At 70.7% G+C, this 24,765-nt stretch carries 19 protein-coding genes; 13 read left to right on the top strand and 6 right to left on the bottom strand.

Going from position 1 to position 24,765, the window contains the following annotated elements:
- Positions 1-11: 11 nt before the first annotated feature.
- From ACKTSN_RS07670 to ACKTSN_RS07645, 6 genes are all read right to left on the bottom strand, one after another.
- Positions 12-1,889 carry an exo-alpha-sialidase gene (locus ACKTSN_RS07670; protein ID WP_409468397.1) on the bottom strand — a complete coding sequence of 626 codons (1,878 nt, stop codon included), beginning with the start codon at positions 1,887-1,889 and terminating at the stop codon, positions 12-14.
- 262 nt (positions 1,890-2,151) lie between these two features.
- A complete protein-coding gene (gene fdhD, locus ACKTSN_RS07665; RefSeq protein ID WP_409468396.1) occupies positions 2,152-3,000 on the bottom strand; it encodes a formate dehydrogenase accessory sulfurtransferase FdhD in 849 nt (282 codons plus the stop codon).
- Positions 3,001-3,017: 17 nt separating this feature from the next.
- On the bottom strand, positions 3,018-3,878 hold the full coding sequence (locus ACKTSN_RS07660; RefSeq protein WP_409468395.1) for a 2Fe-2S iron-sulfur cluster-binding protein: 861 nt from the start codon (positions 3,876-3,878) through the stop codon (positions 3,018-3,020).
- Positions 3,875-5,692, bottom strand: coding sequence for an NADH-ubiquinone oxidoreductase-F iron-sulfur binding region domain-containing protein (locus ACKTSN_RS07655; protein WP_409474769.1), 1,818 nt, complete (start codon positions 5,690-5,692; stop codon positions 3,875-3,877). Before ACKTSN_RS07655 ends, ACKTSN_RS07660 begins: the two co-directional genes overlap by 4 nt.
- Before the next feature lie 5 nt (positions 5,693-5,697).
- The gene (locus ACKTSN_RS07650; protein WP_409468394.1) at positions 5,698-7,620 is read right to left on the bottom strand and encodes a molybdopterin oxidoreductase family protein; all 1,923 of its coding nucleotides are present in this window, start codon (positions 7,618-7,620) and stop codon (positions 5,698-5,700) included.
- Complete coding sequence (locus ACKTSN_RS07645; protein WP_409468393.1) at positions 7,617-8,588, bottom strand: 2-dehydropantoate 2-reductase; 972 nt, start codon at positions 8,586-8,588, stop codon at positions 7,617-7,619. The genes ACKTSN_RS07650 and ACKTSN_RS07645 overlap by 4 nt, the downstream gene beginning before the upstream one ends.
- A 227-nt stretch (positions 8,589-8,815) precedes the next feature.
- On the opposite strand from ACKTSN_RS07645, the gene ACKTSN_RS07640 reads away from it, so the two are divergent.
- The 13 genes from ACKTSN_RS07640 (at position 8,816) to ACKTSN_RS07580 (ending at position 24,755) form a co-directional block, all read left to right on the top strand.
- Entirely contained in the window at positions 8,816-10,147 is a 1,332-nt protein-coding gene (locus tag ACKTSN_RS07640) for an OFA family MFS transporter (protein ID WP_409468392.1), read from the top strand.
- Positions 10,116-10,250 carry an MFS transporter small subunit gene (locus ACKTSN_RS07635; protein ID WP_263579290.1) on the top strand — a complete coding sequence of 45 codons (135 nt, stop codon included), beginning with the start codon at positions 10,116-10,118 and terminating at the stop codon, positions 10,248-10,250. Before ACKTSN_RS07640 ends, ACKTSN_RS07635 begins: the two co-directional genes overlap by 32 nt.
- Positions 10,251-10,420: 170 nt before the next feature.
- Positions 10,421-11,359 (top strand): beta-ketoacyl-ACP synthase III, encoded by a 939-nt coding sequence (locus ACKTSN_RS07630; protein ID WP_409468391.1) that lies wholly within the window; start codon positions 10,421-10,423, stop codon positions 11,357-11,359.
- 143 nt (positions 11,360-11,502) lie between these two features.
- Complete coding sequence (locus ACKTSN_RS07625) at positions 11,503-12,180, top strand: GntR family transcriptional regulator (protein WP_409468390.1); 678 nt, start codon at positions 11,503-11,505, stop codon at positions 12,178-12,180.
- A 186-nt stretch (positions 12,181-12,366) separates the two neighbouring features.
- The gene (locus ACKTSN_RS07620) at positions 12,367-13,548 is read left to right on the top strand and encodes an ROK family transcriptional regulator (RefSeq protein WP_409468389.1); all 1,182 of its coding nucleotides are present in this window, start codon (positions 12,367-12,369) and stop codon (positions 13,546-13,548) included.
- A gap of 92 nt (positions 13,549-13,640) precedes the next feature.
- Positions 13,641-15,158: a sugar ABC transporter ATP-binding protein gene (locus ACKTSN_RS07615; protein ID WP_409468388.1), complete on the top strand. Its 1,518-nt coding sequence runs from the start codon at positions 13,641-13,643 to the stop codon at positions 15,156-15,158.
- On the top strand, positions 15,155-16,174 hold the full coding sequence (locus ACKTSN_RS07610; RefSeq protein ID WP_409468387.1) for an ABC transporter permease: 1,020 nt from the start codon (positions 15,155-15,157) through the stop codon (positions 16,172-16,174). The genes ACKTSN_RS07615 and ACKTSN_RS07610 overlap by 4 nt, the downstream gene beginning before the upstream one ends.
- A gap of 17 nt (positions 16,175-16,191) precedes the next feature.
- Positions 16,192-17,235, top strand: a complete 1,044-nt coding sequence (locus tag ACKTSN_RS07605; protein WP_409468386.1) for a substrate-binding domain-containing protein — start codon at positions 16,192-16,194, stop codon at positions 17,233-17,235.
- Between the two features lie 82 nt (positions 17,236-17,317).
- Positions 17,318-18,526: a Gfo/Idh/MocA family protein gene (locus tag ACKTSN_RS07600; protein WP_409468385.1), complete on the top strand. Its 1,209-nt coding sequence runs from the start codon at positions 17,318-17,320 to the stop codon at positions 18,524-18,526.
- A gap of 18 nt (positions 18,527-18,544) precedes the next feature.
- A complete protein-coding gene (locus ACKTSN_RS07595; protein WP_409468384.1) occupies positions 18,545-19,543 on the top strand; it encodes a sugar phosphate isomerase/epimerase family protein in 999 nt (332 codons plus the stop codon).
- Between the two features lie 95 nt (positions 19,544-19,638).
- Positions 19,639-22,128, top strand: a complete 2,490-nt coding sequence (locus ACKTSN_RS07590; protein ID WP_409468383.1) for a PQQ-dependent sugar dehydrogenase — start codon at positions 19,639-19,641, stop codon at positions 22,126-22,128.
- A gap of 14 nt (positions 22,129-22,142) precedes the next feature.
- The gene (locus ACKTSN_RS07585) at positions 22,143-23,498 is read left to right on the top strand and encodes a ThuA domain-containing protein (protein WP_409468382.1); all 1,356 of its coding nucleotides are present in this window, start codon (positions 22,143-22,145) and stop codon (positions 23,496-23,498) included.
- A 93-nt stretch (positions 23,499-23,591) separates the two neighbouring features.
- A complete protein-coding gene (locus ACKTSN_RS07580; protein WP_409468381.1) occupies positions 23,592-24,755 on the top strand; it encodes an inositol-3-phosphate synthase in 1,164 nt (387 codons plus the stop codon).
- Positions 24,756-24,765: the final 10 nt, after the last annotated feature.

Genomic DNA, 24,765 nt, shown 5'->3' with positions numbered 1-24,765 from the left:
GTTCCGGGACGTTAGCGGCCGGCGGCCACCTGGTCCATGGGGAGCCACAGCACGTTGTCGAAGTCCGGGCCGGTGTTCGTCCGGTGTACGGCGGCGATCTCGGTGTCGCTCAGCGCCCGGTCCCAGACGCGGACCTCGTCGATGGCCCCGGTGAAGAAGGCCCGGCTGTCCATGCTCTGGCCGATGTGCACGCCGAACGGCGAGTTCCGGCTCACGGAGCCGGGCACGTCGGCCGTGCTGGTGGGTTCGCCGTCGATGAACAGGGTCAGTCGTCCGTCGCCGCGGCGCAGTGCGAGGTGGTGCCACCGGCCGTCGTTGTGGGCGGCGTCGGTGTTCACGGATGCCGACCGCACGGTCGTCGCGTCCTCCCGGGTGGTGATCAGGCCGCGTACCCGGCCCGCGTCGGGCTCACCGCGCAGCCAGACCTGTGGCTGGCTGTTGCCCACCCCGCCCATCCACAGCAGCGGCTGATCTCCGCTCTCGGCCGTGTAGCGGAACCATAGGGAGGTAGTGAACTCCTTGGTGTCGAGCGGGAGTTGGGGACGGTACGGCAGGCGTACGGCGTCGTCGGTGCCGTCGAAGGCCAGCGCGCCGCCCGACACGCCGCTGGTGCGCTCGGCGCCGCCGAGCACGGCCGCCGGCTGGCCGAGCACGGCATGGTCGGGCGTGGTCGGGTCGGCGCCACGGCGCGGCTTCAGCCACTCCTCGTTGAAGCGGGCGAAGCGGATCTCGTCGCGGGCGTCGACCGTGCCGCCCTCGTACAGCAGGCCTACGGTGCTGTCGTCGATCGGCGCCAGGTCGGAGTAGCCGGACCAGTCCCTGGTGACGACGGTGCCGCGGTCCACGCTCTCCCAGGTGCGGCCGCCGTCGTAGGAGGAGCGGATCATCATCGTCCGGCGGCGGTCGGGGTCACCGGGACAGGACAGCAGCATCCGGTCGCCCAGGCGCAGCGTGGCGCCCTGGACCTGGGGTGCGTAGAGGTCCGGGACGGACCGGAAGGGGGTGGCGAAGCTGTCGCCGCCGTCGCGGCTGACGGTCTGGGTGCGGTGACCGAGGTCGGTGCCGTCCTGTTCGCGGCCGCTGACCAGGAGCGAGCCGTCGGTGTGCTCGGTCAGGGTGACTTCCGAGGGCTTCTGCCGGAAGGTGCCGTCGAACGCGATCGGCCAGGAGTCGTTGGCGCCGACCCGCCAGGTGTCGCCGCCGTCGTCGCTCACGATGAGGGCGGCGTGGTTCCCGGTGACCCTGGTGCCGTCCCAGGTCTCGGTGTTGACGCCGAAGACCAGCCGGCCGGCGTGGCTGCCCCGAGTGAGCTGGATGCCGTGCACGGGACCGGTGGCGTACCAGGAGTTCCAGTGCGCGGGCATGATCTGCGGGCTGAGGTCGCGCGGATCGGACCAGGTGCGGCCGTCGTCGTCGCTGTACTGCAGATGGGGCCGGCGGTCGCAGGGGACCTCACAGTGGCCGCTGTCCGTACGGCCCGTGTTGTACGTCTGGGCCAGCAGGATCCGGCCGGTCTCGCGGTCGACGATCGGGGCCGGGTTGCCGTGGGTGTCGCCGGCGCCCTCGTTGACGACCTGGAGCGGGCCCCAGGTGCGGCCGCCGTCGGTGGAGCGCTTCATCACGATGTCGATGTCGGTCGCGTCTCCGCAGTTGAGGACGCGGCCCTCGGCGAACGCGAGCAGCGTGCCCTCGGTGGTCTGCACGACGGCCGGGATCCGGAAGCAGGCGTAGCCGGGATCCTGCGACGTCCTGAAGAGCACCTGCTGCTCGAACTGCGGGGCAGCCGTGGTGGGTTGGGCTTGCACCGGGTCGGGCAGGACGGCTGTCGCCGTCATGACGACGCCCGCGGTGAGGGTGGCTCTCAGACGTGCGCGAAGTCTCGACGGCATGCAGTGGCCCGCCCTTCATTTGTCAGAACATCGGGACATCCCACGTCGAACCTACGCGTCACAGAGGGTAGTTGGTGGCAGCGACACACCACAAGAAACGTGCTCGGACAACTCGACTGGGGGAGTGGTCGTCTGAGCTCACGTCAACTGAAACCTCGTCACGGAATTGGATGCGCTCATGACAAGGTGTGAGGCGGGACCCCTGCGGCGCAGGGGGCGCTCCCCGCCGGTCGGGGTCCCGCCGCCGTGCCGCGGGGAACCGTCAGCCCTGGGCGGCCGCGGTCCGCAGGGCGATGCGGTCCTCGCCCGCGTACACGTTCATGGAGCTGCCCCGCAGGAAGCCCACCAGGGTCAGCCCGCTCTCCACGGCCAGGTCCACGGCCAGCGACGAGGGCGCCGAGACCGCGGCCAGTACCGGGATGCCCGCCATCACGGCCTTCTGCGCCAGCTCGAAGGAGGCGCGGCCGGACACCAGCAGGATCGTGCGGGACAGGGGCAGACCGCCGCTCTGCAGGGCGCGGCCGACCAGCTTGTCGACCGCGTTGTGCCGGCCCACGTCCTCCCGTATGTCGAGCAGCTCCCCGTCCTCGGCGAACAGGGCCGCCGCGTGCAGCCCCCCGGTCCGGTCGAAGACCCGCTGGGCCGCGCGCAGCCGGTCGGGGAGGCTTGCGAGCAGCTCGGGCTCCACCCGGACCGGGGGAGTGTCGGCGATGGGCCAGCGGGCCGTCGTACGGACCGCGTCCAGGCTCGCCTTGCCGCACAGCCCGCAGGAGGAGGTGGTGTAGACGTTCCGCTCCAGCGTGATGTCGGGCATCGCGACGCCCGGCGCGGTCTTCACGTCCACCACGTTGTACGTGTTCGAGCCGTCCTGCGTCGCCCCGGCGCAGTAGACGATGTTCTGCAGGTCCGTCCGCTCGGCCAGTACACCCTCGCTCACCAGGAACCCCGCGGCGAGCGCGAAGTCGTCGCCCGGGGTGCGCATGGTGATCGCGAGCGGCTTGCCGTTCAGCCGGATCTCCAGGGGTTCCTCGGCGACGAGCGTGTCCGGACGGGCGGAGACCGCCCCGTCCCGGATGCGGATCACCTTGCGTCGTTCCGTGACTCGTCCCATGTCCCCATCAGTCCCGATCAGTCCCGGTTCTGTACGTGCTGGTAGCCGAAGCGGCCCTTGATGCACAGGTTGCCGTGGGTCACCGGGTTGTCGTGCGGCGAGGTGACCTTCACGATCTCATTGTCCTGCACGTGCAGCGTGAGGTTGCAGCCCACTCCGCAGTACGCGCAGACGGTGGTCGTCTCGGTCTGCTTCGACTCGTCCCAGGTGCCCGCCGCCCGCATGTCGAACTCCGACTTGAAGGACAGCGCTCCCGTCGGGCACACCTCGATGCAGTTCCCGCAGTACACGCACGCGGAGTCGGTGAGCGGGGCGTCGTGCTCGACCGCGATCCGGGCGTCGAAGCCCCGGCCCGCGACGGAGATCGCGAAGGTGTTCTGCCATTGCTCGCCGCAGGCGTCGACGCACTTGTAGCAGAGGATGCACTTGTCGTAGTCACGCACGTACAGATCGTTGTCGACCTTCGGCTCCTCGTTGAGGCGGGCCGCGTCCGGGCCGAAGCGGTCCGGCTTCGCCTCGTACTCCTTGAGCCACTCGGTGACCTGGGGAGTGGTCGACAAGTCGACCGAGGACGCGAGGAGTTCGAGGACGAGCTTGCGGCTGTGACGGGCGCGCTCGGTGTCGGTGTGCACCGCCATGCCGGGCTCCGCCCGGCGGGAACAGGCCGGGACCAGGGTGCGGGAGCCCTCGACCTCGACCATGCAGACCCGGCAGGCGTTCTTGGGCGTCAGAGTGTCGCCCTGGCAGAGGGTCGGGATGTCCTTCCCGGCGGCCCGGCAGGCGTCGAGGACGGTCGAGCCCTCCGGGACGCGGGCCTCCTCGCCGTCGATGGTGAACTCGACCAGTCGGCGCGGCACTCCCAGCGGTATCGCGGTCATTCGTAGGCCCCCAGACGGTCGATGGCGGATTCCACGGCGTTCCACGCGGTCTGCCCCAGACCGCAGATCGAGGCGTCCCGCATCGCGCGGCCGACCTCCCTCAGCAGTGCGATGTCGTCGGCGGCAGCGGCGCCCGTGCGCTCCACGATCCGGTGCAGCGCCTCCTCCTGCCGCACCGTCCCGACCCGGCACGGCACACACTGCCCGCACGACTCGTCGCGGAAGAACTCGGCGATGCGCAGCAGCAGCCGGGGCAGCGGGACGGTGCCGTCGAAGGCCATGACGACCCCCGAACCGAGCGTCGTGCCGGCGGCGCGGGTGCCTTCGAAGGTGAGCGGGATGCCGAGCTCGTCGGCGCGTACGAAGCCGCCCGCGGCGCCGCCGAGGAGCACGGCCCGCAGGCCCTCGCGCACCCCGGCCAGCTCCAGCAGCTCGCCCAGGGTGGCGCCGAAGGGGAGTTCGTAGATCCCGGGCCGCTCCACACTCCCCGACACGCAGAACAGCTTCGGTCCGGTGGACTTCTCCGTGCCGATCGCCGCGTACGCCGGTGCTCCCATCGTCAGGATCGGCAGCACGTTGACCAGCGTCTCGACGTTGTTCTCCACCGTCGGTTTGCCGAACAGGCCCTTCTCCACGGGGAACGGCGGTTTCGAGCGCGGCTCGCCCCGGTAGCCCTCGATGGAGTTGAACAGCGCCGTCTCCTCGCCGCAGATGTACGCGCCCGCGCCCCGCCGGATCTCGATGTCGAAGGCGTACCCCTGGCCGAGGACGTCGTCGCCGAGCAGGCCACGCGCGCGTGCCTGGGCGATCGCGTGCTCCAGGCGGTGCAGGGCGCGCGGGTACTCGCCGCGGAGATAGAGATAGCCCTTGTGCGCGCCGGTCGCGTACGCCGCGACGGTCATCGCCTCGACCAGCGCGTACGGATCGCCCTCCATGATCACGCGGTCCTTGAAGGTGCCGGGCTCGGACTCGTCGGCGTTGCAGACGAGGTAGTGCGGGTGGTCCGGCTGCGCTGCCGTGGCCTGCCATTTGCGGCCGGTCGGGAAGGCGGCGCCGCCGCGCCCGACCAGGCCGGAGTCGGTGACCTCGCGGATGACTCCGGCGGGGCCGAGCTCGAAGGCGCGGCGCAGGGCGGTGTAGCCGCCGTGGGCGCGGTAGTCGTCGAGCGACGACGGATCCACCACGCCGACGCGGCGCAGCAGCGCCAGCCCGGGGGAGCCCGCCTGGGGCACCGCCATCGCGGCCGGCGGCTCCTCGGGCGCCGAGTCGGGCGAGGTGGCGGCCAGGACGGCCTCGTGCACGGTCGTCGGCGCCGAGACCGCCGTACGGACCGGATCCCCCGCCCTGATCGCGAGCGCGGCCGGGGCACGTTCGCACAGGCCCAGGCAGGGGCTGCGTTCCACGGAGACCCCGGGCCCCAGCCGGGCCTCGACCCCCGCGCACAGCTCCGCCGCCCCGGCGGCCTGGCACGCCAGGTCCGTGCACACATGGAGCACGGTCGCCGGCCGGGGCCGGACGGAGAACATGGCGTAGAAGGTGGCCACCCCGTACGCCTCCGCCGGCGGCACGGTCAGCCGGCGGCACAGGTAGTCCAGGGCGCCCTCGCTGATCCAGCCGATCCGGTCGTTGATCGCGTGCAGCCCCGGCAACAGCAGGTCGCGACGGTCCCGGGCCTCGCGGCCGCCGCGCGCCCACCTCAGGTCGGCGTCGGAGCGGTCGGCGCCCTCCCAGGAGGACTCCGGGGGCCCGAGCAGGGCGTCGACGGCCGCCCGTTCGTCGTCCGTCGGTTTGCTGTCGCCGAAGTGCAGGTCCACTTGCGTCACCTCACGATGGTCGCGACGGGGAGCTTCTCGATCCGGATCGCCGACGCCTTGAACTCCGCTGTCCCCGCGATCGGGCAGTTGGCCTCGATCGTGAGCTGGTTGGTGTCCACCTCGTCGGGGAAGTGCATGGTCATGAAGGCGAGCCCGGGCCGCAGCGCCGGGTCGATCCACACCGGCGCGACGACCGAGCCGCGCCGTGAGGTCACCCGGACCTCCTCGCCGACCACGACCCCGTACCGCTCGGCGTCCTCCGGGCACAGCTCGACGTACTCGCCGCGCCGGAGCGGGGAGGCGAAACCGCCGCTCTGCACACCGGTGTTGTAGGAGTCGAGCCGCCGCCCGGTGGTGAGCCGGATCGGGTACTCCTCGTCGGTGAGGTCGACGGGCGGATCGTGCTGCACCAGCCCGAAGGGCGCGAGCCTGCCCCGTTTCGCCGGGTCGGTCTCCCACAACCGGCCGTGCAGATAGGTCGGTTCGAGCCGCTCGGTGCTGGGGCAGGGCCACTGGATGCCCTGGTGGTCCTCCAGGCGCTCGTAGGTCATCCCGTAGTGGTCCGGGGACACCGACCTGAGCTCGTTCCAGACCGCCTCGGCGTCGGCGTACTTCCATTCGTGGCCGAGCCGGGCCGCCAGGTCGCAGATGATGTCGATGTCCTCGCGGGCCTCGCCGGGCGGGGTCACGGCCCGGCGTACGCGCTGGACCCGGCGCTCGCTGTTGGTGGTCGTGCCCTCGGTCTCCGCCCAGCCGGCGGTGGCGGGCAGGACGACGTCGGCCAGTTCGGCGGTCTTCGTCAGGAAGATGTCCTGGACGACCAGGAAGTCCAGGGCCTGCAGCCGCCGTACCGCCTGTCCGCTGTCCGCCTCCGACTGCGCCGGGTTCTCGCCGATGCAGTAGACGGCCCTGAGCGTTCCCTCCTCCATCGCCTCGAACATCTCGGTCAGGTTCAGCCCGTAGTGCGGCTGGATGACGGTGTCCCAGGCCGACTCGAACTTGAGCCGGGTGTCCGCATCGAGGATGTCCTGGAACCCGGGCAGACGGTTGGGGATGGCCCCCATGTCGCCGCCGCCCTGGACGTTGTTCTGGCCGCGCAGGGGCTGGAGCCCGGCGCCGTAGCGGCCGACGTGGCCGGTGAGCAGGGACAGGTTGATCAGGGCGCGGACGTTGTCGGTGCCGTTGTGGTGCTCGGTGATGCCGAGGGTCCAGCACAGCTGGGCGCGCTCGGCTCGGGCGTAGGCGTGCGCCAACTCCCGGATGGCGGCGGCGGGCACGCCGGTCACCTTCTCGGCGAGGGACAGCGTCCACGGCTCGACGAGCGCCCGGTACTCCTCGAAGCCGCTGGTCGCCCGCTCGATGAACGCCTCGTTGGCCAGACCGGCGTGGATGATCTCGCGGCCGATCGCGTGCGCCATCGGGATGTCCGTGCCGACGTTCAGGCCGAGCCAGCTCTCCGCCCACTCGGCGGTGCTCGTCCGCCTCGGGTCGACCGCGTACATCCGGGCGCCGTTCCTGATCCCCTTCAGTACGTGCTGGAAGAAGATCGGGTGCGCGAAACGGGCGTTGGAGCCCCACATCACGATGACGTCGGTGTGCTCGACCTCCTCGTACGAGGAGGTCCCGCCGCCCGAGCCGAAGGCGGCGGACAGGCCCGCGACACTCGGCGCGTGGCAGGTGCGGTTGCAGGAGTCGACGTTGTTGGTGCCCATGACCACGCGGGCGAACTTCTGCGCCACGTAGTTCATCTCGTTGGTGGCGCGGGCGCAGGAGAACATGCCGAACGCGCCGCGGACGGCCGCCAGGCCCCGGGCGGTCCGGTCGAGCGCCTCGTCCCAGGTGGCCCGGCGCAGCGGCTCGTCGCGGGAGTCGCGGACCAGGGGGTGGGTGAGCCGGGTGTACGTCTTCGTGGACTGGCGTTTCCTCATGCGGCGCTCCTCAGCGCGAGCAGGTCAGAGATGGCGTGCACGGTGCGCAGGGTGGGCACGTCCACGCCGGTGATGTCCGCCAACTCGACGACGGCGGACAGGAGTACGTCGAGTTCGAGCGGCTTGCCGCGCTCCAGGTCCTGGAGCGTGGAGGTGCGGTGGTCGCCGACCTTCTCGGCGCCCGCGAGGCGGCGTTCGATGGAGACGCCCACCTTGCAGCCGAGGGCCTCGGCGACGGAGAGGGTCTCGGTCATCATGATCTCGATGACCCTGCGGGTGCCGCCGTGCAGGCACATCTGCCGCATGGTCGCGCGGGCCAGTGCGCTGATCGGGTTGAAGGAGATGTTGCCGAGCAGCTTCAGCCAGATGTCGTTGCGCAGGTCCGGCTCGACCGGGCACTTCAGCCCGCCGGCCTGTATGGCCTCGCTGAGGGCGAGACACCGCCGGGACACGCTGCGGTCGGGCTCGCCGATGGAGAACCGGGTGCCTTCCAAGTGCCGTACGACACCCGGTCCTTCGAGCTCGGTGGCCGCGTAGACGACACAGCCGACGGCCCGTTCGGGCGCGAGCACCGCACTGACCGCGCCGTCCGGGTCCACGCTCTCGACGCGGTGGCCGTCGTGGGGGCCGCCGTGCCGGTGGAAGTACCACCAGGGGATGCCGTTCTGGGCGGCCACGACCGCCGTGGTGTCGTGCAGCAGCGGCTCGATCAGCGGCCCGCACGCCGCGTACGAGTTGGCCTTCAGGCCCAGGAAGACATAGTCGACCGGGCCGACCTCGGCCGGGTCGTCGGTGGCGTGGGGGTGCGCGGTGAAGTCGCCGCGCGGGCTGAGCACCTGCACTCCGTGCTGCCTCATGGCCGCCAGATGCGGTCCACGGGCGATGAGATGCACATCGGCACCCGCGCGGTGGAGCGCGGCGCCGACGTAGGCGCCGATCGCACCGGCGCCGAGGACTGCGACTTTCACAGGGACAACTCCGTTCGGTTTGAGGGATACCGCGGAGGTGGTCGGGGTGGGTCCGGGGTGTTCGACGGCGGTTTCGTGCCTTGTCGACGAAATATTGTCTACAGTATGGAAGTTGGGTCGGCAAGAGTTCGAACGCCGACCGTTCGTCGCGTCCGGGATACCGTTCACCGCATACGGTCGACGCGTCGGCTTCTCAACTTCCCTCTTCCTTCCTACCGTTCGGGATCATGAGTCCCCCCGTCGCACCCCCGGGATGGAGCCGGTGGCTGGTGCCGCCCGCCGCGCTCTCCGTCCACCTGTCCATCGGCCAGGCCTACGCCTGGAGCGTGTTCAAGCCACCGCTCGAATCCGCGCTCGACCTCAGCGGCACGCAGAGTGCGCTGCCCTTCCAGCTCGGCATCGTCATGCTCGGTCTGTCGGCCGCGTTCGGCGGCACGCTCGTGGAGCGCAACGGGCCGCGCTGGGCGATGACCGTGGCGCTGGTGTGCTTCTCGTCGGGCTTCCTGCTCTCCGCGCTCGGCGCGGCGACGGAGCAGTACTGGCTGATCGTCCTCGGCTACGGCTTCGTCGGCGGGATCGGCCTCGGCATCGGCTACATCTCGCCCGTCTCCACACTGATCAAGTGGTTCCCGGACCGGCCCGGCATGGCCACCGGCATCGCCATCATGGGCTTCGGTGGCGGCGCGCTCATCGCCTCACCCTGGTCGGCCCAGATGCTGGAGTCGTTCGGCTCGGACAACTCCGGGATCGCGCTCGCCTTCCTTGTGCACGGGCTGTCGTACGCCGTGTTCATGCTGCTCGGCGTACTGCTGGTGCGGGTGCCGCGGACCGAGAAGCCGGTGGCCGACGGGCCGAGCGTGGTCGAGGGCGTGCAGGTGTCGGCGCGAAACGCCGTGCGCACCCCGCAGTTCTGGTGTCTGTGGGTCGTGCTCTGCATGAACGTGTCCGCCGGCATCGGCATCCTGGAGAAGGCCGCACCGATGATCACGGACTTCTTCGCCGACACCTCCACGCCGGTCTCGGTGACGGCGGCCGCCGGATTCGTCGCCCTGCTCTCGGCGGCCAACATGGCGGGCCGCATCGGCTGGTCGTCGACGTCCGACCTGATCGGGCGCAAGAACATCTACCGCGTCTACCTCGGCGCGGGCGCGCTGATGTACCTGCTCATCGCACTGTTCGGCGACTCCTCCAAGCCGCTGTTCATCCTGTGCGCGCTGGTGATCCTGTCCTTCTACGGCGGCGGGTTCGCCACCATCCCCGCCTACTTGAAGGACCTCTTCGGCACCTACCAGGTCGGCGCCATCCACGGACGACTGCTCACCGCCTGGTCCACGGCCGGTGTGCTCGGTCCGCTGATCGTCAACTGGATCGCCGACCGGCAGGAGGAGGCCGGCAAGCACGGCGCGTCCCTGTACGGGCTGTCGTTCGTCATCATGATCGGGCTGCTCGTCGTCGGATTCGTCGCCAACGAACTGGTCCGCCCCGTCCACCCCCGCCACCACCTGTCCGCCCCGAGGGAGGCCACCGATGTCCGACGACAGCAGCCAGAGTCCGCCTGACCGGCGGCCCCTGATCGCCTTCGCCTGGCTGTGGGTGGGGGCGCCGCTCGCCTACGGCCTGTACGAACTCGTACGGAAGGCCACCCAACTGTTCACCGGGTGACCGCCCGGGCGTTCGGGACTGTGCCGGACGTCGACTTTGCCGGACGTCCGGGAATCTGAGGGAAGCCGACAATCCGGGCCGCCGATTCCTGTGGCTTCACCTGCCGTCGTACCCGCGAGTCACTGATCAGACTGGTGAACCCCGCTAACCGCAACAAGGAGGGGGACACCATGAACGGCTCGCGGATCGCCGCCGTCGGCCACTACCAGCCCGCCAGAGTGCTCACGAACGAGGACCTGGCGGGCATGGTCGACACGAGCGACGAGTGGATCACGTCCCGGGTCGGCATCCGGACCCGGCACATCGCCGGCCCCGACGAGCCGGTCGACGAGCTGGCCGCACACGCCGCGGCCAAGGCGCTCGCGGCGGCCGGACGGGCCCCCGGCGACATAGATCTGGTCCTCGTCGCCACCTCGACGGCCGTCGACCGCTCCCCGAACATGGCCGCCCGCGTCGCCGCCCGGCTCGGCATCCCCCGGCCCGCCGCGATGGACATCAACGTGGTGTGCGCCGGTTTCACCCACGCCCTCGCCACCGCCGACCACACCGTGCGCGCGGGTGCGGCGACCCGGGCGCTGGTCATCGGCGCCGACAAGATGTCCGACGTCACCGACTGGACGGACCGGACGACGTGTGTGCTCGTCGGCGACGGAGCGGGGGCCGCCGTCGTGGAGGCCGCCGACGAGCCGGGTGTCGGTCCGGTGCTGTGGGGATCCGTGCCCGAGATGGGGCACGCCGTGCGCATCGAGGGCGAGCCCGCGCGGTTCGCGCAGGAGGGCCAGAGCGTCTACCGCTGGGCGACCACCCAACTGCCGCCCCTCGCCCGCCAGGCCTGCGAGCGTGCCGGGTTCGCCCCCGAGGACCTCGCCGCCGTCGTGCTGCACCAGGCCAACCTGCGCATCATCGAGCCGCTCGCCCAGAAGCTCGGCGCGGTGAACGCGGTCGTCGCGCGCGACGTCTCCGAGTCCGGCAACACTTCGGCCGCCAGTATCCCGCTGGCGTTCTCCAAGCTGGTGGAGCAGGGCGCGATCTCGAGCGGGGATCCGGTGCTGCTGTTCGGCTTCGGTGGGAACCTGTCGTACGCCGGGCAGGTCGTCCGGTGCCCCTGACCTGCACGGACCACGCGGTGTGACGCGATCGACTCCCCGGGGGCCTGGCATTTGTGCGCCGTAGACTGTAGACGAAAGACAATTGATACTGTCTTTCCATTGGTTTACGGCTGCTGTGCACGGCCTGCCGAGGAGGGGGACCGATGTTGTCGACAGGACTGCCGCAGGGGGCGGTGCCCAAGCTCGAACGGCCCGGTCCGCTGCGCGATCGCGTCTACGAGGCGCTGCTCGAACTCATCACCACCCGCGCCCTCCAGCCCGGTCAGCACCTGGTCGAGAGCGAACTGGCCGGGCATCTCGGCGTCTCCCGGCAGCCGGTGCGCGAGGCGTTGCAGCGGCTGAACACCGAGGGGTGGGTCGATCTGCGGCCCGCTCAGGGCGCGTTCGTGCACGAGCCCACCGAGGAGGAGGCCGACCAGCTGCTTACGGTCCGTACGCTCCTGGAGGCCGAGGCGGCCCGGCTCGCCGCCGCCAACGCGGGCAGCGCGGGTGTCGCCGCCCTGGAGGAGCTGTGCGCCGAGGGCGAGGGCGCGGTCGCCGCCGACGACGTGGAGGGGGCGGTGGCGCTCAACGCCCGTTTCCACGCGAAGATCATGGAACTGGCGGGGAACGCGGTCCTCGCCGAACTCGCCGCCCAGGTGGACCGCCGGGTGCGCTGGTACTACACGCCGGTCGCCCGGCAGCGCGGGCAGCAGTCCTGGATCGAACACCGGGAGCTGATCGCGGCGATCACGGACCGCGACGAGCAGCGGGCCACCCGGCTCATGCGCGAGCACACCGAGCACACCCGCCGCTCGTACCATGCCCGCCAGCGGTCGTAACCCGAGGTGGCCGGCCTCCTCCGGTCCACAGAGCACCGGTGCGTCTACGCCTTTGTCCTGTGAGTGGAGAAAGTCGGCGGCAATTCGTGCGCAGCTTCTTCCCAGTCCCGGCAGCCGCTGCTACGTTCCCCCTCGAAAGCCGGACAGCGATGGCCGATTCGAGGCGGGGAGGGGCTTGTGAGACGCATGACGGCACGACCCGCGAACGCCCACCAGGCCAGGCTGCTGAAGCTGTTGCGCGACGGCGGGCCCAACTCCCGGGCACAGTTGGGCGATCAGGTCGACCTGTCGCGGTCCAAGCTGGCCGTGGAGGTGGACCGGCTCCTGGAGACGGGCCTGGTCGTCGCCGACGGGCTCGCCGCCTCGCGCGGCGGACGCCGCTCGCACAACATCCGGCTGGCGCCGAACCTGCGCTTCCTCGGCGTCGACATCGGCGCGACCTCCATCGATGTCGCGGTCACCAACGCCGAGTTGGAGATCTTGGGGCACATCACCCAGCCGATGGAGGTGCGTGAGGGCCCGGTCGCGGTCTTCGAGCAGGTCCTGGCCATGGCCGCCAAGCTGAAGGCGTCGGGGCTCGCCGAGGGTTTCGACGGCGCCGGCATCGGCGTCCCCGGTCCGGTCCGGTTCCCCGAGGGCGTCCCCGTGGCGCCGCCGATCATGCCGGGCTGGGACGGCTTCCCGGTGCGGGAGGCGCTCAGCCAGGAACTCGGCTGCCCGGTCATGGTCGACAACGACGTGAACCTGATGGCGATGGGGGAGATGCACGCGGGCGTCGCCCGCTCCGTGGGCGACTTCCTCTGCGTCAAGATCGGCACCGGCATCGGCTGCGGCATCGTCGTCGGCGGTGCGGTCCACCGCGGTACGACCGGTTCCGCGGGCGACATCGGGCACATCCAGGCCGTGCCCGACGGACGTCCGTGCGCCTGTGGCAACAGGGGCTGCCTGGAGGCCCACTTCAGCGGCGCGGCACTCGCCCGCGACGCGCTGGAGGCGGCTCAACAGGACCTCTCCGCCGAGCTCGCGTCCAGGCTGGAGGCGAACGGCGGCCTCACCGCGATCGACGTCGCCGCCGCGGCCGCCGCCGGCGACGCCACCGCCCTCGAGCTGATCCGCGAGGGCGGCAACCGCACCGGCCAGGTCATCGCCGGCCTGGTCAGCTTCTTCAACCCCGGTCTGGTGGTGATCGGCGGCGGGGTGACCGGCCTCGGCCACACCCTGCTCGCCGCGATCCGCACCCAGGTCTACCGCCAGTCGCTGCCCCTGGCGACCGGCAACCTGCCCATCGTTCTGGGGGAGTTGGGCCCCACCGCCGGAGTCATCGGCGCGGCCCGACTGATCAGCGACCACCTGTTCTCACCCGCGTAACGAGACCGCGCACCACAGCTCGTCCAGTACCGCACCCTGCTCTGCTTTGCCCTGCCCTGAACCGGCCCGCACGCCCGCCAAGGGGAACCCACATGGCATCAGAACCACCGCTGCTCAGCATGTCCGGCATCACCAAGTCGTTCCCCGGCGTCCGCGCCCTGGACGGCGTCGACCTCGACGTCCAGGCCGGTGAAGTGCACTGTCTGCTCGGCCAGAACGGCGCCGGGAAATCCACACTCATCAAGGTCCTGGCGGGCGCCCATCAGCCCGACGACGGCACGATCCGCTGGCGCGGCGAGGCGGTCACCCTCCGCTCGCCCATCGCCGCCATGCGCCTCGGCATCGCCACCATCTACCAGGAACTCGACCTGGTGGAGCACCTGTCGGTGGCCGAAAACGTGCACCTGGGCCATGAACCCACGGCCGCCGGTTTCGTCGTACGACGGGGAGCGGCCAAGGCCGCGACGGCGCAGCTGCTGAAACGGCTCGGCCACCCGGAGATCGACCCCGCACGTCTGGTCGGCGAGCTGTCGGCGGCCCAGCAGCAGATCGTCTCCATGGCACGCGCGCTCTCCCACGACGTACGGCTGATCGTGATGGACGAACCGTCCGCCGCCCTCGACCCCGACGAGGTCGACAACCTCTTCCGGATCGTCGGCGACCTCACCGCCGACGGCGTCGCCGTCGTCTACATCTCGCACCGCCTGGAGGAGATCCGCCGCATCGGCGACCGGGTCACCGTGCTGAAGGACGGGCGGGCGGTGGCGGGCGGACTGCCCGCGAAGTCGACGCCGACGCGTGAGGTGGTGGCGCTGATGACCGGACGCAACGTCGAGTACGTCTTCCCCGACCGGCCGGCCGCACCGGCGCAGGGCGAGCCGCTGCTGGAGGTCCGGCAACTGGCCCGGGACGGGGAGTTCGAGGCGTTCGACCTGAGGGTGCGGCCCGGCGAGATCGTCGGTCTGGCGGGGCTCGTCGGCTCCGGGCGTTCCGAGATCCTGGAGACGATCTACGGGGCCCGCAAGCCGAGTTCCGGCCAGGTGCTGGTCGACGGACGGCCGCTGAAGCCCGGCAGCGTGCGCGCCGCCGTCCGTGCCGGACTCGGACTCGCGCCCGAGGAACGCAAGGCGCAGGCCCTGCTGATGCTGGAGTCGGTCACCCGTAACGTCTCGGTCTCCTCCATGTCCCGCTTCTCACGCGGGGGTTGGATCGACCGGGGTGCCGAGCTGAGCGCCGCGCGAGCGGTGACCCGCGAACTGTCGCTGCGGCCCGACAACCCCTCCGTGCCGGTGCGCACGCTCTCCGGCGGCAACCAGCAGAAGGCCGTCCTGGCCCGCTGGCTGCTGCGTGGCTGCCGCGTCCTGCTGCTCGACGAACCCACCCGCGGAGTCGACGTGGGCGCCCGCGCCGAGCTGTACGCGGTGGTCCGCCGACTCGCCGACGAGGGCCTCGCCGTCCTGCTGGTCTCCAGTGAAGTACCCGAGGTGCTGGGCCTCGCCGACCGCGTCCTGGTACTCCGCGAGGGCCGCGTCGTACACACCGCCCCCGCCCGTGAACTCGACGAACACCGCGTACTCGACCTCGTGATGGAAGGAAGCCCGGCGTCATGACGCAGCCCGTCTCCCCGCCGCGGGGCAGCACCGACAAGGTGCCGCCGGTCGGTCAACTCCCCGCCTGGCGCGGCCTCATGGCCCGCGCCGATGTCCGCACCCTGTCCCTTCTCGGCGTGCTCGCCGCGCTGGTCGTCATCGGCGGCATCACCAAGCCGGACGAGTTCCTCGACATCCGCAACCTCCAACTCGTCCTCACCCAGGCCTCGGTGATCGGCGTCGTCACCGTCGGCATGACCTTCGTCATCACCTCCGGCGGCATCGACCTGTCGGTCGGCGCGATCGTCGCGCTCGCCTCCGTGTGGGCGACCACCGTCGCCACGCAGGAGTACGGCTTCGGCGGCATCCTCTTCACGTCGGTGCTCGTCGGGCTCGGCTGCGGCCTGGTCAACGGACTGCTCATCGCGTACGGCGGGATGGTCCCGTTCATCGCCACCCTCGCCATGCTGGCCTCGGCGCGCGGACTGGCGCTGCAGATCACCGACGGCAAGACACAGATCGTCACCGTCGACGGCATCCTCGACCTCGGTGAACGCGACGCGTACGTGCTCGGCATCCCGCCGCTCGTCCTGGTCTTCGCCGTGGTCACGATCATCGGCTGGCTGATCCTGAACCGCACCACCTTCGGCCGCCGCACCGTCGCCGTCGGCGGCAACGCGGAGGCGGCCCGGCTGGCCGGCATCGACGTCCGCCGCCAGCGACTCTACCTCTACCTGCTGTCCGGGCTGTGCTGCGGTATCGCCGCCTTCCTGCTGATCATCCTGTCCGGCTCCGGTCAGAACACCAACGGCAACCTCTACGAACTCGACGCCATCGCCGCCGCGATCATCGGCGGCACGCTGCTCAGCGGCGGCCGCGGCACCATCGTCGGCTCCGTGCTCGGCGTCCTGATCTTCACCACGATCACCAACATCTTCGCCCTGAACAACCTGCAGAGCGACGTCCAGCAGATCGCCAAGGGCGCGATCATCGTCGCCGCCGTGCTGGTCCAGCGCCGTACCGCGAGCACGACCTGAGGAAAGGGTTCACCGCCATGTCACAGCTCCCCACACGCAGAGGACTGCTCTTCGGGACCGCCGCCGTCTCGGCCGGTGCCCTCCTCGCAGGTTGCACGAGTAACGAGCCCAAAGAGCAGGGTGAGGCCGCCGACAGCAACCAGCCGGCCGCCGACGACCAGCCGGGCAAGCAGGTCACCATCGGATTCGCCGGCCCGCAGGCCGACCACGGCTGGCTCAACGCGATCAACGAGAACGCCAAGAGCCGCGCCGAGAAGTACGAGGACGTGACTCTGGAGATCACCGAGGGCTCCAACGACACGGCCGCGCAGATCGGTCAGATCGAAACGCTGATCAACAAGAAGGTCGACGTCCTGGTCGTGCTGCCCGCCGACGGCAAGGCGCTCACCCAGGTAGGGCTCAAGGCGATGCGGGCCGGGATTCCGGTGGTCAACCTGGACCGGATCTTCAACACCCCGCAGGCGTACCGCTGCTGGATCGGCGGCGACAACTACGGCATGGGCCTCAACGCCGGCCACTACATCGGCGAAAAGCTCAAGGACAAGCCCAATGCCCGGGTCATCGAACTGGCAGGGCTGGACAACCTGGAACTGACCCAGCAGCGCACCAAGGGCTTCGACGACGCGCTGAAGAACTATCCCAACATCCGGAAGGTGGCCCGCCAGGCCGCCGAGTTCACCGTGGAGTCCGGGCAGGCCAAGATGGCCCAGCTCCTCCAGGCACAGTCGAAGTTCGACGCCCTGTGGAACCACGACGACGACCAGGGCGTGGGCGCGCTGCGCGCCATCGAGCAGGCCGGCCGCGACGACTTCCTGATGGTGGGCGGCGCGGGCGCGCTCTCCGCCTTCCAGGCCATCGAACAGGACAACGGCGTCCTGAAGGCGACCGTCCTCTACCCGCCCACCATGGCCGCCTCCGCGATCGACCTGGCCCGCGCCCTCGGTCAGGGCAAGGGCGTCGGCGGCCTCGCCGAGTACGAGATCCCGGCGTCGATCACGCTCTACTCGGCCGTCGTCGACAAGACCAACGTCGACCAGTACATGTCCACCGGCTTCCAGTGAGGCGCCCTGCTCACCGGCCCGACCGGATATCTCGGTCGGGCCCCACCCCCCACCGCGCCACGATGATGAGGAGGACATCCGTATGGCACAGCCGCACACGTCCGAAGGGGCCGAGTCCGAGAAGCCTCCGCTGCGCATCGGCATGGTCGGGTACGCCTTCATGGGCGCCGCCCACTCCCAGGGCTGGCGCACCGTGGGCCGCGTCTTCGACCTGCCCAGGCGCCCGGTGCTGGCCGCGATCTGCGGGCGGGACGCGACCGCCGTGCGTGCGGCGGCCGACCGGCACGGCTGGGCGGCGGCCGAGACCGAGTGGCGTGCCCTGATCGCCCGCGACGACGTCGACCTGGTCGACATCTGCACCCCCGGCGACAGCCACGCCGAGATCGCCCTGGCCGCGCTCGCCGCCGGCAAGCACGTCCTGTGCGAGAAGCCCCTCGCGAACACCGTCGAGGAGGCCGAGACGATGACGGCCGCCGCAGAAGCCGCGTACGAGCGCGGCCAGTTGGCGATGGTCGGCTTCAACTACCGCCGCCTTCCCGCCACCGCGCTGGCCCGCCGGATGGTCGCCGAGGGCCGGATCGGCACCCTGCGGCACGTCCGCGTGATGTACCTCCAGGACTGGCTGGTCGACCCGCAGGCCCCGCTGACCTGGCGGCTGCGCAAGGAACTGGCCGGCTCCGGCTCGCTCGGCGACCTCGGAGCCCACATCGTCGACCTGGCGCAGTACCTGGCCGGCGAGCAGCTGGCCGGGGTCTCCGCGCTCACCGAGACGTTCGTACGGGAGCGCCCGCTGCCCGGCGGCTCCGCGCGGGGCCTGTCCGCGGTCACGGCCGCCGGCACCGGACAGGTGACCGTCGACGACGCCGCCGTGTTCACCGCCCGCTTCACCTCGGGCGCGCTCGCCTCCTTCGAGGCCACCCGGTACGCCACCGGCCGCAAGAACGCCCTGCGCATCGAACTCAACGGCGAACGCGGCTCGTTGGCCTTCGACCTGGAGCGGCTCAACGAGCTCTGGTACCACGACGGCACCGAACCCGACGCTCACGCCGGCTTCCGCCGCATCCTCGTCACCGAGCCCGACCACCCCTACCTGGAGGCCTGGTGGCCGCCCGGCCACGGCCTCGGCTACGAGCACAGCTTCGTCCACCAGGCCCGCGACCTGGTCCACGCCGTCGCCGAGGGCCGCCGGCCCGCACCCTCCTTCGCCGACGGGCTCCAGGTGCAGCGCGTCCTCGCGGCGGTGGAGGAGAGCGCCCAGAAGAACTCCGTCTACACACCGATAGCGGTCTGATTCCGAGGAGCCCCTGACATGCCCCGCACCTTCACGCTCTTCACCGGCCAGTGGGCCGACCTGCCGCTCGAGGAGGTCTGCCGCCTCGCCCGTGACTTCGGTTACGACGGACTGGAACTCGCCTGCTGGGGCGACCACTTCGAGGTCGACAAGGCGCTGACCGATCCCGCGTACCTCGAATCCCGGCATGCGCTGCTGGACAAGTACGGCCTGAAATGCTGGGCCATCTCCAACCACCTGGTCGGCCAGGCCGTCTGCGACGCCATCATCGACGAACGCCACCAGGCCATCCTGCCCGCCCGCATCTGGGGCGACGGCGACGCCGAGGGCGTACGGCAGCGGGCCGCCGCCGAGATCGCCGACACCGCGCGCGCCGCGGCCGCGTTCGGCGTCGACACCGTCATCGGCTTCACCGGCTCCGCCATCTGGCACCTGGTCGCGATGTTCCCGCCCGCCCCCGAGTCGATGATCGAACGCGGCTACGAGGATTTCGCCGAGCGCTGGAACCCGATCCTGGACGTCTTCGACGCCGAGGGCGTGCGGTTCGCCCACGAGGTCCACCCCAGCGAGATCGCGTACGACTACTGGACGACGCAGCGGGCGCTGGAGGCGGTCGACCGCCGTCCCGCCTTCGGGCTGAATTTCGACCCCTCGCACTTCGTCTGGCAGGACCTCGACCCCGTCGGCTTCCTGTGGGACTTCCGCGACCGGATCTACCACGTCGACTGCAAGGAGGCCCGCAAGCGCCTCGACGGGCGCAACGGCCGGCTCGGCTCCCACCTGCCGTGGGGCGACCCGCGCCGCGGCTGGGACTTCGTCTCCGCCGGACACGGGGACGTCCCCTGGGAGGACGTCTTCCGGATGCTGCGCTCCATCGACTACCAGGGCCCCATCTCGGTCGAGTGGGAGGACGCCGGCATGGACCGGCTCCAGGGCGCCCCCGAGGCGCTGACCCGCCTCAAGGCGTACGACTTCGAACCGCCGTCGGCCTCGTTCGACGCGGCGTTCGGCAACTGACGCTCTCCGAGCTCTCTTTCACGTCTCCGGGGTGACGGCGCACCCCGGCGCAAAGGCACCCGCATGTACAACCGGCCCCTCTTCTGGAGGCACTCGTGCACGGGAACGACCGCACCACCAGCACCGGCAGAAACGAGACCCACAGACCACCCTTCTTGCGCAGAGCAGTCGCGCTCCTGAGCGGCGCGCTGCTGGCAGCCGCATCCCTCACCCTCGCCGCACCCCAGGCCGGCGCCGACCCCGGTACAGCTGCGGCCGCCGAGGACTTCCAGCAGGTCACTCTCGCCAAGGGCGAGGCGGAGGTCGGCGAACCCATGTCGCTCGCCGTCCTCCCGGACCGCTCCGTCCTGCACACCTCACGCGACGGTGAACTGCGCATCACCGACGCCGCCGGCAACACGCGACTGGCCGGCAAACTCGACGTGTACGCGCACGACGAGGAGGGCCTGCAAGGCATCGGCGTGGACCCGGGCTTCACCGAGAACCGCTTCATCTACCTCTACTACGCGCCCCCGCTGAACACCCCCGCGGGCGACGCCCCCGAGACCGGCACCGCCGCCGACTTCGCGCCCTTCGACGGCGTCAACCGGCTCTCCCGGTTCGTCCTGAAGACCGACGGCACCCTCGACGTCGCCAGTGAGACCAAGATCCTCGACGTCCCCGCCTCCCGCGGCATCTGCTGCCACGTCGGCGGCGACATCGACTTCGACGCGGCCGGCAACCTCTACCTGTCGACCGGCGACGACACCAATCCGTTCCAGTCCGACGGCTTCACCCCCATCGACGAGCGTGCGAACCGCAACCCGGCCTTCGACGCCCAGCGGTCCTCCGGCAACACCAACGACCTGCGCGGCAAGATCCTGCGTATCAAGGTCAACGCCGACGGGAGCTACTCGGTTCCCGACGGCAACCTCTTCCCGCCCGACACCGACAGGACGCGGCCCGAGATCTACGCGATGGGCTTCCGCAACCCGTTCCGCTTCAGCGTCGACAAGGAGACGGGGATTCTGTACGTCGGTGACTACGGTCCCGACGCCGGCGCCGCCGACCCCGCGCGCGGTCCCGCCGGACAGGTCGAGTTCGCCCGCGTCACCGGCCCCGGCAACTACGGCTGGCCGTACTGCACCGGCGACAACGACGCCTACGTCGACTACGACTTCGCCACCGGCACCTCGGGCGCTGCCTTCGACTGCGCCGCACCGAAGAACACCTCGCCGAACAACACCGGCCTGACCGACCTGCCCCCGGCGCAGGCAGCCTGGATCCCGTACGACGGCGGATCCGTGCCCGAGTTCGGCACCGGCTCCGAATCCCCCATGGGCGGCCCGGTCTACCACTACGACCCTGCGCTCGACTCGCCGGTGAAGTTCCCCGAGGCGTACGACGGGAACTTCTTCGCCGGGGAGTTCGGCCGCCGCTGGATCAAGCGGATCGTCAGCGACGGCGACGGAACCGTGCAGTCGATCAACGACGTGCCGTGGACCGGCACCCAGATCATGGACATGGCCTTCGGCCCCGACGGCGCGCTGTACGTCCTCGACTACGGCGTCTCCTGGTTCGGCGGCGACGAGCATTCGGCCCTGTACCGCATCGAGAACGCCACCGACGGCCACTCACCAGTGGCGCAGGCCGCCGCGAACCGGACCTCGGGACAGGCGCCGCTCAGGGTGCAGTTCTCCTCGGCCGGCACGACCGACCAGGACGGCGACGCCCTCACCTACAGCTGGGACTTCGGTGACGGCGGCACGTCCACGGCCGCCAACCCGACGTACAGGTACAAGAAGAACGGGACGTACACGGCGACCGTGACGGCCAAGGACCCGTCCGGCCGCACCGGCAGCGCGAGCGTGCAGATCGTGGTGGGCAACACCGCGCCCACGGTGGTGCTGGAGACCCCGGAGGACGGGCAGCTGTTCAGCTTCGGTGACGCCATCCCGTTCAAGGTGAAGGTCACCGATCCGGAGGACGGGACCATCGACTGCTCGAAGGTGAAGGTCACCTTCATCCTCGGCCACGACAGCCACGGCCACCCGGTGACCTCCGCGAACGGCTGCACCGGCACCATCCAGACCAGCGCCGACGGCGGCCACGACGAGAACGCCAACATCTTCGGCGTCTTCGACGCCGAGTACACCGACGGCGGAGGCGGCGGCCAGGCCCCGCTGACCACCCACGACCAGCACGTCGCCCAGCCCAAGCACCGGCAGGCCGAGCACTTCGGCGACTCCTCCGGGGTTTCGGTGATCACCAAGGACACCGCACACGGCGGCCGGACGGTCGGCGACATCAACAACGGCGACTGGATCTCTTTCAAACCGTACGTGCTGAGCAACGCCGGCAAGATCACCGCGCGTATCTCCTCCGGCGGCGCGGGCGGCACCCTGGAGATCCGCGCCGGTTCGGCGAAGGGGACCTTGCTGGGCAAGGCGACTGTGCCGGTGACCGGCGGCTGGGAGACCTTCCAGGACGTCAGCGCCGACCTGTCCCGCGCACCGCGCGGCACCACCACGCTCTACCTGGTGTTCAAGGGGAGCGGCACCGGCGCCCTGTTCGACGTCGACGACTTCACGTTCACGACAAGCTGAGGGAGGACGCTGTCATGCGTACAACCGGCAGACTGACGACGGCTGTGGTCGGGACCGCCCTGCTCCTCGGCTGCGTCGTCTCGGGACCGGCCGCATCCCACTCGCCCTCCGCTTCCGCGGACGACGGCAAGCGGGTACTGGTCTTCTCCAAGACGGCCGGCTTCCGGCACGACTCGATTCCGGAGGGCATCGCGGCCGTTCGGGAACTGGGCGAGACGGGCGGCTTCACGGTCGACGCGACCGAGGACGCGGGCGCGTTCACATCGCGGAACCTGGGACGATACGACGCGGTCGTGTTCCTGTCGACGACGGGAGACGTCCTCGACGCCGCCCAGCAGAGCGCCTTCGAACGCTACATCCGCTCCGGCGGCTCCTACGTCGGCATCCACGCCGCCGCCGACACCGAGTACGACTGGGAGTTCTACGGCGGACTCGCCGGCGCGTACTTCCACTCGCACCCGGCGATCCAGCCGGCGACGGTGGACGTGGAGGACCGCGCTCATCCGGCCACCTCCGGACTCGCCCGCACCTGGGACCGCACCGACGAGTGGTACAACTACCGCTCCAACCCCCGGGAACGAGCACACGTCCTCGCCTCCCTCGACGAGTCCTCCTACACCGGCGGCACCATGCACGGCGACCACCCCATCGCCTGGTGCCAGAACTACCAGGGCGGCCGCGCCTTCTACACCGGCGGCGGCCACACCAAGGAGTCCTTCGCCGAACCCGCCTTCCGCGAACACCTGCTGGGCGGAATCCGCTGGGCCATCGGCGACGCCCAGGCCGACTGCCGCCCGGAGAACGGCTACCGGCCGCTCTTCGACGGCAGCTCCGTGGAAGGGTGGAAACAGGCCGGCCCCGGCTCCTTCACCCTCTCCGACGACGGCACGCTGACGTCGAACGGCGGCATGGGGATGCTCTGGTACGCGGCGTCGAGCTTCGGTTCGTACTCCCTGAAGCTCGACTGGAAGATGGCCAGCGCCTCCGGCGACGACAACTCCGGTGTGTTCGTGGGCTTCCCGCCCTCGGACGACCCGTGGTCGGCGGTGAACCAGGGCTACGAGATCCAGATCGACGCCACGGACGTCCCCGAGAAGACCACCGGGTCCGTCTACGGCTTCCGCTCCGCCGACCTGAAGAAGCGCGACCGCGCGCTGAACCCGCCGGGGGAGTGGAACACGTACGAGATCCGCGTGGACGGCGAACGCCTCCGCGTCTGGCTCAACGGCGTGAAGATCAACGATTTCACCAACACCGATCCGGCCCGGAGCCTGCGTGACGGGCACCTCGGCATCCAGAACCACGGAGCCGAGGACCAGGTGTCCTTCCGCGACATCCGGATCAAGGAACTGCCCGCACAGGGCGACTGAGCGGCGGCGGGCGGGAGACGCCGGACTCCCGCCCGCCGTCATCCGGTGTCCGCCCCGGTATCGCGCTCGACGCGTTCGACAAGGAGGCTGCCCATGTCCGCGTCCGTTTCCCCACCGCGCATCGGAGTATGGCTGATCGGAGCACGCGGCTCCGTCGCGACGACGGTTGTCACGGGCTGCGCCGCCGTGACGGCCGGACTGCATCCGCCGGCCGGGATGGTCACCGAGACTCCCCTCTTCGAAGGCTGCGGCCTGCCACCGCTGTCGTCCCTCGTCTTCGGCGGCCACGACACGGCGAACTGTCCCCTGCCCAAGCGCGCCGAAGCCCTGGCCGCGGGCGGGGTCCTGCCCCCCGGCCTCCCTTCCGCCGTCGGCGCCGAACTCACCGCCGCCGACCGGGAGATCAGACCGGGCGGTCCGGCCCCCGACGACGTGCGGGACGACGACGCCCTGATCGCTGGCTTCGCCGCCGACATACGTGACTTCGTACGACGGCAAGGGCTGGCCCGCGCGGTCGTCGTGAACGTCGCCTCCACCGAACCGGCTCCGACGGGACCGCGGCTTCCGGCCAGCTCGCTGTACGCGGCGGCAGCCCTGCGGGCCGGCTGCCCGTACGTCAACTTCACCCCCTCGACGGGCCTCCACCACCCCGCACTGGCGGCTCCGGCCGCGGCCTCCGGTCTCCCCTACGCCGGACGCGACGGCAAGACCGGCCAGACGTTGCTCCGCTCGGTGCTGGGCCCGATGTTCGCCCAGCGGGCGCTCACCGTCCGCGCCTGGTCCGGCACCAACCTGCTCGGCGGCGGAGACGGCGCATCCCTGGCCGACCCGGCGGCCGCGGCCGCGAAGAACGCAGGCAAGGAGCGCGTCCTGGCCGACACCCTGGGCGCCACACCCGAGGGCGAGGTCCACATCGACGACGTCCCCGCGCTCGGCGACTGGAAGACCGCCTGGGACCACATCGCCTTCGACGGCTTCCTCGGCACCCGCATGATCCTGCAGACCATCTGGCAGGGATGCGACTCCGCCCTCGCGGCCCCCCTCGTCCTGGACCTGGCCCGCCTGACCACCCGCGCCCACGAGACCGGCCTCTCCGGCCCGCTGACCGACCTGGGCTTCTTCTTCAAGGACCCGGTGGGGGCCGGGCCCGCCGCACTGGGCGAGCAGTACGCGGCGCTGGCTGCGTTCGGAGAACGGCTGCGGGGGTCGGGGGTGGGGGAACATCCCGGTGACGCGGTGTCGGGAGGGCGGTCGTGAGCCACCGGCG

This window comes from Streptomyces flavusporus (genome assembly GCF_046267975.1).
GTDB classification, from domain to species: Bacteria; Actinomycetota; Actinomycetes; order Streptomycetales; family Streptomycetaceae; genus Streptomyces; species Streptomyces flavusporus.
The sequence above is the reverse complement of the archived record's forward strand: the minus strand, read 5'-3'. Positions and strand labels throughout refer to the sequence as shown.